Raw genomic sequence first — 12,914 nt, 5'->3', positions numbered from 1 at the left:
CGATCTGGGATCGCTATCTCGCTCAAGCAACTTTAAAAGAGAATCAACAAGAGGATTCACCATGTCTGTAATTAAGATGACCGATCTGGATCTGGCTGGTAAACGTGTTCTTATTCGTGCGGATCTGAACGTACCAGTAAAAGAAGGGAAAGTGACGTCTGATGCGCGCATCCGTGCCTCTCTGCCGACCATCGAAATCGCCCTGAAACAAGGCGCTCGCGTTATGGTCACTTCCCACCTGGGACGCCCGACCGAAGGCGAGTACAACGAAGAGTTTTCTCTGCTGCCTGTTGTTGACTACCTGAAAGAGAAACTGTCTTCTCCTGTACGTCTGGCGAAAGATTACCTGGATGGTGTTGATGTCGCCGAAGGCGAGCTGGTTGTACTGGAAAACGTCCGCTTTAACAAAGGCGAGAAGAAAGACGACGAAGTCCTGTCCAAGAAATACGCGGCGCTGTGTGATGTGTTCGTAATGGACGCATTCGGTACAGCACACCGTGCGCAGGCTTCCACCCACGGCGTGGGTAAATTTGCCACTATCGCTTGTGCGGGCCCGCTGCTGTCTGGTGAGCTGGAAGCGCTGGGTAAAGCCTTGAGCAAACCAGCCCGTCCGATGGTCGCTATCGTTGGTGGTTCTAAAGTTTCCACCAAACTGACCGTACTGGATTCACTGTCTAAAATCGCCGATCAGCTGATCGTTGGTGGCGGTATCGCTAACACCTTCGTTGCCGCACAAGGCCACAACGTGGGCAAATCCCTGTACGAAGCTGACCTGATTCCTGAAGCGAAAAAGCTGCTGGAAACCTGTGATATTCCTGTACCGAGCGATGTGCGTGTCGCGTCAGAATTCTCTGAAACTGCAGCTGCAACGCTGAAGTCTGTTACGGCAATCAAAGACGAAGAGCAGATTCTGGATCTGGGTGATGTGTCCGCTGAGCGTCTGGCTGAAATTCTGAAGAATGCCAAGACCATCCTGTGGAATGGCCCGGTTGGCGTCTTCGAATTCCCTAATTTCCGTAAAGGAACCGAGACCATCGCCCGTGCTATCGCAGATAGCGACGCGTTCTCTATTGCAGGTGGCGGCGATACGCTGGCTGCGATCGATCTGTTTGGTATTGCAGATAAAATCTCCTACATTTCTACCGGTGGTGGCGCATTCCTCGAATTTGTCGAAGGGAAAAAACTGCCAGCAGTGGTTATGCTGGAAGAACGTGCCAAGCAATAATTTAAGGTAAGGGGTGCTTTTCCCCTTTCCTGTGGTTGTCTCGATATGTGATGTTCGCAATCTCGTGTCGAGACAGCCTGTCGATTTAACATCGACCTCTTTAACCCCTCCACGGCCAACGAAACGGGACACGTAACATGTCTAAAATTTTTGATTTCGTAAAACCCGGTGTCATCACTGGTGATGACGTTCAGAAAGTTTTCGCAGTAGCAAAAGAAAACAAATTCGCCTTGCCAGCAGTGAACTGTGTCGGTAGCGACTCAATCAATGCTGTGCTGGAAGCCGCAGCCAAAGTGCGCGCGCCAGTCATCGTTCAGTTTTCTAACGGCGGTGCAGCATTCATCGCGGGTAAAGGCCTGAAAGCAGAAGGTCAGCAGGCGGCAATTTTGGGTGCGATTTCTGGCGCTCATCATGTGCATCAAATGGCTGAGCACTATGGCGTGCCAGTGATTCTGCACACCGACCACTGCGCGAAGAAATTGCTGCCGTGGATCGATGGCCTGCTGGATGCGGGTGAAAAACACTTTGCTGCGACTGGCAAACCGCTGTTCTCTTCTCACATGATCGACCTGTCTGAAGAGTCTCTGGAAGAGAACATCGAGATCTGTTCTAAATATTTGGCGCGTATGGCCAAAATCGATATGACCCTGGAAATCGAACTGGGTTGTACCGGTGGGGAAGAAGACGGTGTGGATAACAGCCACATGGACGCTTCTGCTCTGTACACCCAGCCAGAAGACGTTGACTACGCGTACACCAAACTGAACGCGATCAGCCCACGTTTCACTATCGCTGCCTCTTTCGGTAACGTGCATGGCGTATACAAGCCAGGTAACGTGAAGCTGACCCCAACCATCCTGCGTGATTCTCAGGAATATGTTTCTAAGAAACATAACCTGCCGCACAACAGCCTGGACTTCGTGTTCCACGGTGGTTCTGGTTCCAGCGCTCAGGAAATCAAAGATTCCGTTAGCTACGGCGTAGTGAAAATGAACATCGATACCGATACCCAGTGGGCAACGTGGGAAGGTATCCTGAAATACTACAAAGAAAACGAAGCGTATCTGCAAGGCCAATTGGGCAACCCGAAAGGCGACGATCAGCCGAACAAGAAATACTATGACCCGCGTGTGTGGCTGCGTGCCTCGCAGGCAAGCATGGTGACTCGTTTGGAACAAGCCTTCAAAGAGCTTAATGCTGTTGATGTGCTGTAAGTCAGACGACGTAAACATGATTTGATGCTAAGGCTCCTACGGGAGCCTTAATTTTTGGGGCTTTTGGGACTCCATGTTGCGGTTTCAGTTATGGGCGTTATGCTTTCCCAGTGATTAAAAAACAGGAGCATTCAAATGGAAGAACTTAATACGGGGTTGGATCAGGCAGGGGACTGGTTGGTGACACACCAGAGCTTGTTTTTGCAGTATGCCGTGAATATCGTCGCAGCATTAGTGATCCTCATCGTTGGTCTGGTGATCGCTCGGATCGTCTCCGGCACCATCAACAAACTGATGATTAACCGTTCTATCGATTCAACCGTGGCCGATTTCCTGTCTGCGCTGGTGCGCTATGGCATTATCGCGTTCACGCTGATTGCGGTATTGAGTCGGGTTGGCGTACAGACTGCATCGGTGATTGCTGTGTTGGGTGCGGCGGGCTTGGCTATTGGTCTGGCATTACAGGGGTCGTTAGCCAACTTTGCAGCGGGCGTCTTGCTGGTGATTTTCCGGCCTTTCCGTACCGGCGAATGGGTGGATTTGGGCGGCGTGTCCGGCTCGGTTACGCAGGTACAGATCTTCTCGACGACGCTGCGCACGTCTGACGGCAAAATCATCGTGGTGCCGAATGGCAAGATCATTGCTGGCAACATCATCAACAGCTCGCGTGAACCAGATCGCCGTACCGAAATTATTGTCGGCGTAGCCTATGACGCCGACATCGACATGGTGAAAAAGCTGCTGGGCGATATTGTCGCGGTGGATGAACGCATCCAGCACGACAAGGGCGTCACGATCCGTCTGAATGAAATGGCGGCGTCATCGCTGAATTTTGTGGTGTGGGTGTGGACAACCAACGGCGACGCGCAGGCGGTGTATTGGGATCTGCTGGAAAGCTTTAAACGCGTGCTGGATGAGCACCGTATTGGCATTCCTTATCCGCAGATGGATGTGCACCTGCATAACGATGCACCCTCTGCATAACGCAGCCTCTACATAGCTTAGCGCCGCAGTGAAATAGCCAGCATCAACCCGCTGGCATGATCGACCAGACATGCACCCTGTCCTTATCGGCATGGTGCATCGTCAGAAATTATCTTCTCGTCCGACACGGCTTGCCTCTACCTTCAGCGCATTAGCTTAGCTAATGTAGCGTTAGAATATTCAATTTCACTTATCTCATTGGCTTCCATACACTCCCCGCGATAACAATAAACGGCGTAGGAGAGAAGTATGTGGGCGGTGTATTTACAAGGCGTTTTGTTAGGGGCGGCGATGATTCTGCCTCTGGGGCCACAGAATGCGTTTGTGATGAATCAGGGAATTCGCCGGCAGTATCACCTGATGGTGGCGCTGTTATGTGCCTTGAGCGATATGGTCTTGATTGCCGCCGGTATTTTTGGCGGTAGCGCGTTGCTGAGTCAGTCGTCACTGCTGCTGGGCGCGGTGACGTGGGGCGGCGTTGCGTTTCTGCTCTGGTTTGGCTGGGGAGCGATGAAAACGGCCTTCAGTAAGAATATTGCGCTCGCCAGCGCCGAAGTGATGAAACAAAGCCGCTGGCGCATTATTGCTACCATGCTGGCGGTGACCTGGCTTAATCCGCATGTCTATCTGGATACCTTTGTTGTGTTAGGGAGTCTGGGGAGCCAGTTTGCGGACGATGCCCGAAGCTGGTTTGCGCTGGGAACGATGACGGCTTCTTTTACCTGGTTCTTTGCGCTGGCGCTATTGGCCTCCTGGCTGGCGCCGTGGCTGAATACACCGAGGGTACAGCGGGTCATCAACTTTTTTGTCGGCGTAGTGATGTGGGGCATTGCCTTGCAGCTGGCACGTCACGGCTGGCAATAATGGTTGGAAATACTGGTTGGAAATAAATAACCTCACCTTACGCTGTGTTTCAGAAATTCACCTATATTGTGTGGAGTTGGTAATGCGTTATGTTGGTCGGTAAAGCAATCCGTCTTGTCTCTTTCATTCTGGAAGATACCGTGTTGGCACAGATAATCTGCCTGCGGCATGCGTGACGAAACATAAGTAAGGAGAGAGTGTGAAGCGAGGTATGATGAAGCTCAATGCACTGGCGCTGGCCGCTGCGATAGGATTTGGCGGTGTGTCGATAGCCGCGCAGGCTGCGGAATTGCCGGATGGCCCGCATATCGTGACGTCAGGGACATCCAGCGTAGACGCGACACCGGATATCGCGCGTCTGGCGATTGAAGTGAGCGTGTCATCGAAGGATGCGGCGGAAGCGAAAAAGCAGGTCGATGCCCGCGTTGCACAATATTTTGATTTTCTGGGTAAAAATGGCATTGAGAAAAAAGATATAAATGCCGCCAATTTACGCACGCAGCCAGAATATGACTACCTGAAAACAGGTGGCTCGGTGCTGAAAGGCTATCGTGCGGTGCGTCAGGTGGAAGTCACGCTGCGCCAGTTAGACAAACTGAACGAGCTGCTGGATGGGGCGCTGAAATCGGGGCTGAATGAGATTCGCACGGTAGAATTAGGCGTGGCTAACCCAGAAACCTATCGTGATGAAGCGCGTAAGAAAGCCATCGAGCAGGCGACGAGTCAGGCGGAAGCGCTAGCGCAGGGCTTCAACGCTAAGCTGGGGCCGATCTACAGCGTTCGCTATCACGTTGCCAACTATCAGCCGATGCCAATGGCACGGATGTTTAAAACGGCAGACGCAGCAGTGCAAAGTGAAGCGGCACAAACCTATGAACAGCAAACCATTCACTTTGACGATCAGGTGGATGTCGTGTTTGAGCTACAGCGTACGCAGTAATTACCGCGTAAACGCATTGATGATACTGCCCTGTTTGAGGTCGCTGGTAAAGGTCACCAAGCGGGAATAACGGATAGATCGTAAAGACGCTGCAAGTACGTCCATGTAAGCTCGGATTGCGCCATCCATGGCGCAAACGCTTTACTCTTCTATTCCGTTACTCCCGTTTTCGTTCGGTAAATAGGATTGTCATCACTCTGCAACTGGCCTGTTGGTTTTTATCACGATGCCAGTATCACTTTCTCAGTACGTTATGACTGCCGCAGTACCTGATGGCCGTGCGAGAGCAGGGCGTCCGTCACTTTCCTCATCATCCTGCTTTCCGGCGCGAAGCGGTGCCAGTAGAGCATCCGGCGCTGAAACAGCCCCGGCGTCAGGTCGATTAACTCGTTATTCGCCAGTTCTCTCTCGATTTGCAGATGTGGGATCATGCAGCAGGTAGTGCCTTGACGCGCCAGTTGTACAAACGCTTCCGACGAATTCACGATGTGGCAGGGAACGCTGCCCGGCGACAAATCAAAGTTCTGCTGTAAAAAAGCCTGATGCATATCATCCAGATGGTCGAAGGCGACTGCGGGGGCGCGCAGCAGCGCCGAGCGCGTCACGCCATTCGGGAAATAGCGCTCGGCAAAGGCCGGTGAGGCGACAAACAGATAGTCCAGTGCGCCCAGTTTATCTACCAGACAGCTTGGCAGCGGCTGAGACTGAATACTCACCGCACCGACCACTTCACCCCGGCGCAGCCTTTCCTGCGTGCGCGTTTCATCTTCTACCTGCAAATTAAGCCGAATCGGTGAATCGACCAGCACCGGCTGTAACGCAGGCAGCAGCCAGGTTGCGAGGCTGTCGGCGTTCACTGCCAGCGACAGCAGCAGCGGGATATCGCTGTTAGTTTCATTGCCCAGCCACTCTTCTTCCAGCAGCTCAACCTGATGAAGCAGAGCCAGCAGTTTCTGCCCTTGTTCTGTCGGACGAGGTGGAATGGTTCTGACTAATAGCGGCTGGCCGAACAGGTTTTCCAGCTGTTTAATACGCTGAGAAACGGCAGATTGGGTAATACACAGTTTTTGGGCAGCGCGTTCAAAACCACGCTCGCGGATGACGGCATCCAGAGCCTGAAGCGTTCGATAGTCCGGGCGTTTCATGAAAGTCAAAATCCTCTGAATGAGTCTGTTTTTTTTCACTATGCCACATTTTGCAGATTTGCCATGCAGAAATCTTATTTTGGCTATTGTGCGCAATCACGATTCAGCAGGGTAGGTATGGAATGATGAGCATGAAATAATGCATCGGCGGTGAAGTGAATTCGCACGCTTTCCCCAACGTGCATGTTCTATAATACGCACACGTTTTCGTATATCGATTCTACAGGCCAGAAGCAGATTATGACGCAAGATGAACTGAAAAAAGCAGTGGGATGGGCCGCGCTCGACTACGTCCGCCCCGATACCATTGTGGGAGTAGGAACCGGATCGACGGCAGCACACTTTATTGATGCGCTGGGTTCGATAAAACATCAAATCAAAGGCGCGGTTTCCAGCTCGGATGCCTCAACGGAAAAGTTGAAAAGCCTGGGTATCCCGGTTTTTGACGCTAATGATGTGGATTCGCTGGATGTTTACGTGGATGGTGCGGATGAGATCAACGGGCACATGCAGATGATCAAAGGCGGTGGTGCAGCGCTGACCCGTGAGAAAATCATTTCAGCACTGTCGCGCCAGTTCATCTGCATTGTCGATGCATCGAAACAGGTTGATGTGTTGGGTAAATTCCCGCTGCCGGTTGAAGTTATTCCGATGGCGCGGTCTTACGTGGCGCGTGAACTGGCGAAGTTGGGCGGGCAGCCGGTCTATCGTCAGGGCGTACTGACGGATAACGGCAACGTCATTCTGGATGTACACAACCTGAATATCATGGATGCGGTCGCGGTAGAAAACCACATTAATGGTATCCCAGGCGTCGTAACCGTTGGGCTGTTCGCCAACCGTGGTGCAGATGTCGCATTAGTCGGCACGGCTGAGGGTGTAAAAACCGTCGTTAAATGAGTGCGCGATCGTTCTGGCGTGGTGAAGACTCACGTCAGAAATTTTTTAGCTAAAAAAATCCATTTAGTTAACGGCTCATTTTTGGTACTTAATATCACATTTTCTTATTTTATTTATCGTCGATATGGCGATGCACATCTTTGGCAATATTTTTTGCCATAAATCAGGCGCGCTCCTCTGTGGCGCGATTTGGGCGAAGCAATCGTTTGTATTGCTGACTGCGTAATTTTTGTTATGTTGGCAGAAGCTATTGAGCACTCTGTCACATTTGAAGTCTGAAAATAAGGTCGGGAAATGGCAAAGGTATCATTGGAAAAAGACAAGATTAAGTTTCTGTTAGTGGAAGGCGTGCACCAGAGCGCGCTGGATAACCTGCGAGCAGCGGGTTACACCAACATCGAGTTCCATAAAGGTGCACTGGATCCAGAGGCGCTGAAAGCCTCCATCCGCGATGCGCATTTTGTGGGTATCCGCTCGCGTACCCATCTGACAGAAGAGATTTTTGCTGCTGCGGAAAAACTGATCGCGGTAGGGTGTTTCTGTATCGGGACTAATCAGGTTGAGCTGTCGGCCGCGACCAAGCGCGGTATCCCGGTATTTAACGCACCTTTTTCCAATACCCGATCCGTGGCAGAAATGGTGATCGGCGAAATGCTGCTGATGCTGCGCGGTATCCCGTCGGCGAATGCGAAAGCGCACCGTGGTGTTTGGGAAAAACTGGCGGTGGGATCGTTTGAAGCGCGTGGTAAAAAGCTGGGGATCATCGGCTACGGGCACATCGGTATGCAGTTAGGTATTCTGGCTGAAAGCCTGGGTATGCACGTTTACTTCTATGATATTGAAAGTAAATTGCCGCTGGGTAATGCTCAGCAGGTGCGTCACCTGTCCGACCTGCTGAATATGAGTGACGTAGTAAGCCTGCACGTGCCAGAAAATGAAAGCACGCAGAATATGATGGGCGCGGAACAGCTGGCGCTGATGAAGCCGGGTTCAATCCTGATTAACGCTGCACGCGGTACGGTGGTTGATATTCCTGCACTGTGCGACGTGTTGAGAAGCAAGCATTTGTCCGGTGCGGCGATTGACGTATTCCCACAGGAACCGGCAACCAACAGCGATCCGTTCCTGTCGCCGCTGTGCGAGTTTGACAACGTGCTGCTGACGCCGCATATCGGTGGTTCCACGCAGGAAGCGCAGGAAAATATCGGTGACGAAGTCGCTGGAAAACTGGCGAAATATTCAGACAACGGCTCTACGCTGTCTGCAGTGAATTTCCCAGAAGTGTCGCTGCCTGTTCATGGCGTACGCGCTAGCCGCCTGCTGCACATCCATGAAAACCGTCCTGGCATGATTACCAAAATTAACCAGATCTTTGCTGAGCAGGGCATTAACATTGCCGCGCAGTATCTGCAAACGACACCTGAAATTGGTTATGTGGTCATTGATGTCGAAACTGACGGTGCGCAAACGGCACTGCAACTGATGAAGGCAATTCCTGGCACCATTCGTGCTCGTCTGCTGTTCTGATGTGTAATTGATCAGTGCGTTATTAATCAGCCCCGAAAGGGGCTGATTGCGTTATTACAGCGCGATAACGATCTTGCCGCGCATATGCCCTTCCAGCACTTTACCGTGAGCCTGCTTCAGCGTGTCTACCGTTAACCCTTGCAGCGCTTCGCTGGCGGTTCCCTGAAGTTTTCCTGCATCAACCAGCTGTGCGACTTCGTGCAAAATATTCCCCTGTTCCGCGATATCCGGCGTGGTGAACATGCTGCGGGTAAACATTAATTCCCAATGCAGCGCCGCGCTTTTGAGTTTCAGCGTCGTCAGGTCGAGCGGATTTTTGTTTTCCACGATGGTGCAGATGTGCCCCATCGGCGCGATCAGTTTGCTGATGGCATCCCAGTGGCCGTCCGTGTCGTTCAGGCAGAAAATGTAATCGACCTGTTTGATCCCTTCTTTTTCCAGAGACTCGACCAGATTACGGTAATCCACGACCTTATGGGCACCGCGCTGGCGGCACCACTCTGCTGAGTCAGGCTGTGACGCAGTGGCGATGATATTTACCGAACTGCGCAATGCTGCCAGAGAAATAGCGAGAGATCCTACGCCGCCTGCACCGCCGATAATTAACAGCGTTTTGTCACTGTCGGCCTGCTGTATTTTCAGGTGTTCGAATAAGCCTTCCCAGGCGGTCAGCGCGGTGAGCGGCAGTGCGGCGGCGGCGGCCCAGTCCAGAGACACGGGCTTGCGCGCCACGATACGTGAATCAATCAACTGATGGGTGGTGTTGCTACCGGGGCGGGTGATATCGCCGGCATACCAGACTTCATCGCCTACCTGAAGGTCGCTCACAGCGCTGCCAGTTTTCAGTACGACACCGCTGGCATCCCAGCCGAGAATTCGGGGCTGCTGTAATCCATTCTGACGCAATCCAGCATGAACCTTGGTATCCACCGGATTGACGGAAATGGCTTTTACGCCGACCAACAGGTCGTATTCACCGGGCTCGGGAATGTCCTGCGTGATGGCAATGAAATTTTCTGGCTGTTGTGGATCAACGGCTATCGCATGAGCGGTCATGGTCTGTTCCTCATTATTTTCAGAATCTGGTTTTGTGAATAAAACCTATTTTTGCATAAGCCAAAGTGTAGAACACAGAGATAGGACTGATAAGATGGACAATAAATAATGCAGTGTTCGTCTAGGGTGAACAATCATGTTTAAACAATTGCAGGATATGGCGCTGTTTGCGCTGGTGGCCGAGTGTGGCAGTTTTACACAGGCGGCGCGAAAAGCGGGGCTGGCAAAATCCAGCCTGAGCCTGCGCATTAGCCAGCTTGAACAGCAGATTGGCCTGCGGTTGCTGAACCGAACGACGCGTCAGCTCAATCTGACGTTTGCCGGTGAGCGCTACCTGATTCACTGTCAGGAGATGCTGCAAGCCAGCGAGCGTGCCGATCTTGCCGTACAGCGCCTGCGTGATAACCCCAGCGGGCGACTACGCATCACCAGCCCGGCAGGGTTAGGTTCTACGCTGCTGGCGCGACTCACCGCCGAGTTTCAGCAGCGCTTTCCGGCGGTATCGCTGGATGTGCTGATTTCAGACGATGTGATCGATCTGGTGCAAGAAGGTTTTGATGTCGCTTTTCGTACCGGTAAACCGCATGACTCTTCACTGATTGGGCGCTCACTTGGGCAAACCCCGCGATACTTGCTGGCATCGCCTGACTATCTGGCGCGGCACTCGGCATTACTCCACCCACAACAGCTCCAGCAACACCGCTGTATTGCGCATCATGCCTGGACGGAGTGGCTCCTTCATCGCGGTTCAGAACTCTATCGCTGGTTACTACCCGATTCGCATATCACGGATAACCTGCTTTACGCCCGGGAGTGCGCCATTGCGGGGGCGGGGATTACGCTATTGCCTGATTTTCTCTGTCTGGATGAAGCCGTTTCTGGAAAACTGGTCAGGGTTCTGCCGGATTGGCAGGTGGAAGCCAACGAGCTTTATCTGGTGTACCCCAGCCGCAAGCTGAATTCGCCCGCATTGGCGTGTTTTATCGACTTTGTTTTACAGCATCACGCGTTGGATGATTACTCAACGTTTTTGAAAAAGCAGTAGGGATTGTCGTATCTATAATATTTTCGTTTCATTTTTACGGATATTTTTTAATTTTTATTGAAACGTGATTTCCATCAACTTATTTTAGGTACGTTTTAGACTGAAAATGCCGATAACAATCGTGGTTCCTTTTGACTTTTTTATGAAAGGTTTGTTCTGCGTGGCATTATTGTCACAGTGATATCTGGGCTCTGCCGCACCAGCAATGGCAGAGATAATGTAGACCAGTGATGGTAAAAATGAGAATGCAACCGATGTCTGTTCAAAAAGAGAAATTGAGTTACATCAACAATATACGTCTCGTTTCGTTATTTATTACTCTTTTTTCAATTATCCTGATTTTATTTGCGCTTTCTATTGGCACAGCGAGCTATTTCTTAAAGCAAAGTAATGATTCATTGGATAAGGCGAATGAATTGTCTGATATCCGGGCTGGTATCAGCAGCAGTCTCGATCAACTGCGGGTTGCCAGATTGCTGCTTATTCAGGCGGGTGCGGCAAACCGTATTAGCGATCACGACGTATTTAAATCCGCTTCAGACCAGGCTGCTGGCCGAGTCAGAGCTTCACAGAAGCGTCTGGATGAATATATCGCGCGTCCAGACAAACTGGAGAGCGAAAACGCGCTGGATGACGAGATTCTTAAGGCGTATGCCAACTACCGTGATAACGGGATTCTGGCTATGCAGAAAGCGACAAATGACGGGGAATTTGAAGATACGATCACGTTGGAAAGTACGCTGGCCCGTCAGTTAGATGAAGCGTTCAGTGTTCCAGTACGTAAGAAAGTGAATGAACTCACGCAAGCTGCGCAGGATATCAATCATCGTGCGGCAGATAATGCCAAGCTGGGTTACTGGATGATGGCGGGTTCCTTTGTCCTGTCTATCATTATGGCGATCATGGCCTACATCATGGTGCGCAATGTGATTCTCGCGCCAATCAACAGACTGGTTGATCGTATTCAGAAGATCGCAGCGGGGGATTTGACACAGCCGCCGATGGCGATGGGACGTAATGAGATCGGCACTCTGGGGACGAATATCCAGAACATGCAGGCGGAGCTGACGGATACGGTTACGATCGTGCGCGAAGGCGCGGATTCGATCTATCAAGGATCGTCAGAAATTACGGCAGGTAACGTCGATCTCTCTTCGCGCACCGAGCAGCAGGCGGCCGCGCTGGAAGAAACCGCCGCGAGCATGGAACAGCTGACCGCGACGGTGAAACAGAACTCCGACAATGCCCATCACGCCAGCCAGTTGGCGAAAAATGCCTCTGAAAAAGCGGAGAAGGGCGGACAGATCGTGAAGAACGTGGTGGATACCATGCAGGATATTTCTACCAGTTCACGCCGTATTTCCGAAATCACGTCCGTCATTAATAGTATCGCTTTCCAGACCAACATTCTGGCACTGAACGCGGCGGTAGAAGCCGCGCGGGCGGGTGAACAAGGGCGTGGTTTTGCCGTGGTGGCGGGTGAAGTCCGTAGTCTGGCGCAGCGCAGCGCACAGGCAGCGAAAGAAATTGAAGGGCTGATTGGCGAATCGAGCCGGCTGGTGGATACAGGCTCTGGGCTTGTGTCTCAGGCGGGTACAACCATGGGCGAGATTGTTCGCGCGGTTGTCAGCGTGACTGACATCATGGGCGAAATTGCCTCCGCTTCTGACGAACAGAGTCGTGGCATCGGACAGGTGAGTCAGGCCGTGTCTGAAATGGATAGTGCGACGCAGCAGAATGCGGCGCTGGTGCAGGAAGCCTCGGCGGCAGCCGTTTCACTCGAAGAACAGGCTGCACGTTTGACGCAGGCTGTCGCGGTATTCAAGCTGGCTGGCGTGGCTCAGAGACTGAAATCATCCTTGCCAAAGGCTGCGCCGCAACCGCGCTTAGCGCCAGCGATGGCCCTCGCCGGAGCCAGTAGCAAAGGCAGCGATAGTCAAAACTGGGAAACGTTCTGATTAGGTAAGTGAAGCTGTACTGGAAAGAAAAATGGCCCGCAATGCGGGCCATTTGT

At 52.0% G+C, this 12,914-nt stretch carries 11 protein-coding genes; 9 read left to right on the top strand and 2 right to left on the bottom strand.

The genetic code is table 11. The features are described 5' to 3' along the window. Nucleotides 1-61 precede the first annotated feature (61 nt). The 5 genes from pgk to BJJ97_RS02160 all read left to right on the top strand — a co-directional run bounded on the left by pgk (nt 62) and on the right by BJJ97_RS02160 (nt 5,227). Nucleotides 62-1,225 (top strand): phosphoglycerate kinase, encoded by a 1,164-nt coding sequence (pgk, locus tag BJJ97_RS02180; protein WP_039305500.1) that lies wholly within the window; start codon nt 62-64, stop codon nt 1,223-1,225. 137 nt (nt 1,226-1,362) lie between these two features. Then, entirely contained in the window at nt 1,363-2,439 is a 1,077-nt protein-coding gene (gene fbaA / locus BJJ97_RS02175) for a class II fructose-bisphosphate aldolase (protein WP_039487408.1), read from the top strand. A gap of 135 nt (nt 2,440-2,574) precedes the next feature. After that, the gene (gene mscS / locus BJJ97_RS02170; protein WP_095992940.1) at nt 2,575-3,423 is read left to right on the top strand and encodes a small-conductance mechanosensitive channel MscS; all 849 of its coding nucleotides are present in this window, start codon (nt 2,575-2,577) and stop codon (nt 3,421-3,423) included. 249 nt (nt 3,424-3,672) lie between these two features. Beyond that, nucleotides 3,673-4,287: an arginine exporter ArgO gene (gene argO, locus BJJ97_RS02165; protein WP_014916729.1), complete on the top strand. Its 615-nt coding sequence runs from the start codon at nt 3,673-3,675 to the stop codon at nt 4,285-4,287. A 214-nt stretch (nt 4,288-4,501) separates the two neighbouring features. Then, on the top strand, nt 4,502-5,227 hold the full coding sequence (locus BJJ97_RS02160) for an oxidative stress defense protein (protein ID WP_039542224.1): 726 nt from the start codon (nt 4,502-4,504) through the stop codon (nt 5,225-5,227). Between the two features lie 251 nt (nt 5,228-5,478). On the opposite strand, the gene BJJ97_RS02155 is transcribed toward BJJ97_RS02160, so the two are convergent. Then, nucleotides 5,479-6,372: a LysR family transcriptional regulator ArgP gene (locus BJJ97_RS02155; RefSeq protein ID WP_095700679.1), complete on the bottom strand. Its 894-nt coding sequence runs from the start codon at nt 6,370-6,372 to the stop codon at nt 5,479-5,481. A 240-nt stretch (nt 6,373-6,612) separates the two neighbouring features. On the opposite strand from BJJ97_RS02155, the gene rpiA reads away from it, so the two are divergent. Together rpiA and serA are read left to right on the top strand one after the other, a co-directional pair. Further along, the gene (rpiA, locus tag BJJ97_RS02150) at nt 6,613-7,272 is read left to right on the top strand and encodes a ribose-5-phosphate isomerase RpiA (protein ID WP_039317220.1); all 660 of its coding nucleotides are present in this window, start codon (nt 6,613-6,615) and stop codon (nt 7,270-7,272) included. Between the two features lie 294 nt (nt 7,273-7,566). Then, nucleotides 7,567-8,799, top strand: coding sequence for a phosphoglycerate dehydrogenase (serA, locus tag BJJ97_RS02145; protein WP_095700678.1), 1,233 nt, complete (start codon nt 7,567-7,569; stop codon nt 8,797-8,799). A 54-nt stretch (nt 8,800-8,853) separates the two neighbouring features. On the opposite strand, the gene BJJ97_RS02140 is transcribed toward serA, so the two are convergent. Further along, nucleotides 8,854-9,855: a zinc-binding alcohol dehydrogenase family protein gene (locus tag BJJ97_RS02140; protein WP_095700677.1), complete on the bottom strand. Its 1,002-nt coding sequence runs from the start codon at nt 9,853-9,855 to the stop codon at nt 8,854-8,856. 136 nt (nt 9,856-9,991) lie between these two features. On the opposite strand from BJJ97_RS02140, the gene BJJ97_RS02135 reads away from it, so the two are divergent. Together BJJ97_RS02135 and BJJ97_RS02130 are read left to right on the top strand one after the other, a co-directional pair. Further along, entirely contained in the window at nt 9,992-10,900 is a 909-nt protein-coding gene (locus BJJ97_RS02135) for a LysR family transcriptional regulator (protein ID WP_095992939.1), read from the top strand. 254 nt (nt 10,901-11,154) lie between these two features. Then, nucleotides 11,155-12,858 (top strand): methyl-accepting chemotaxis protein, encoded by a 1,704-nt coding sequence (locus BJJ97_RS02130; RefSeq protein WP_095995309.1) that lies wholly within the window; start codon nt 11,155-11,157, stop codon nt 12,856-12,858. Nucleotides 12,859-12,914: the final 56 nt, after the last annotated feature.

Origin of the sequence: Pectobacterium polaris (assembly GCF_002307355.1) — a bacterium.
Lineage (GTDB): Bacteria > Pseudomonadota > Gammaproteobacteria > Enterobacterales > Enterobacteriaceae > Pectobacterium > Pectobacterium polare.
Note: the sequence above shows the minus strand (reverse complement) of the source record. Positions and strands in the feature narration are given on the sequence as shown.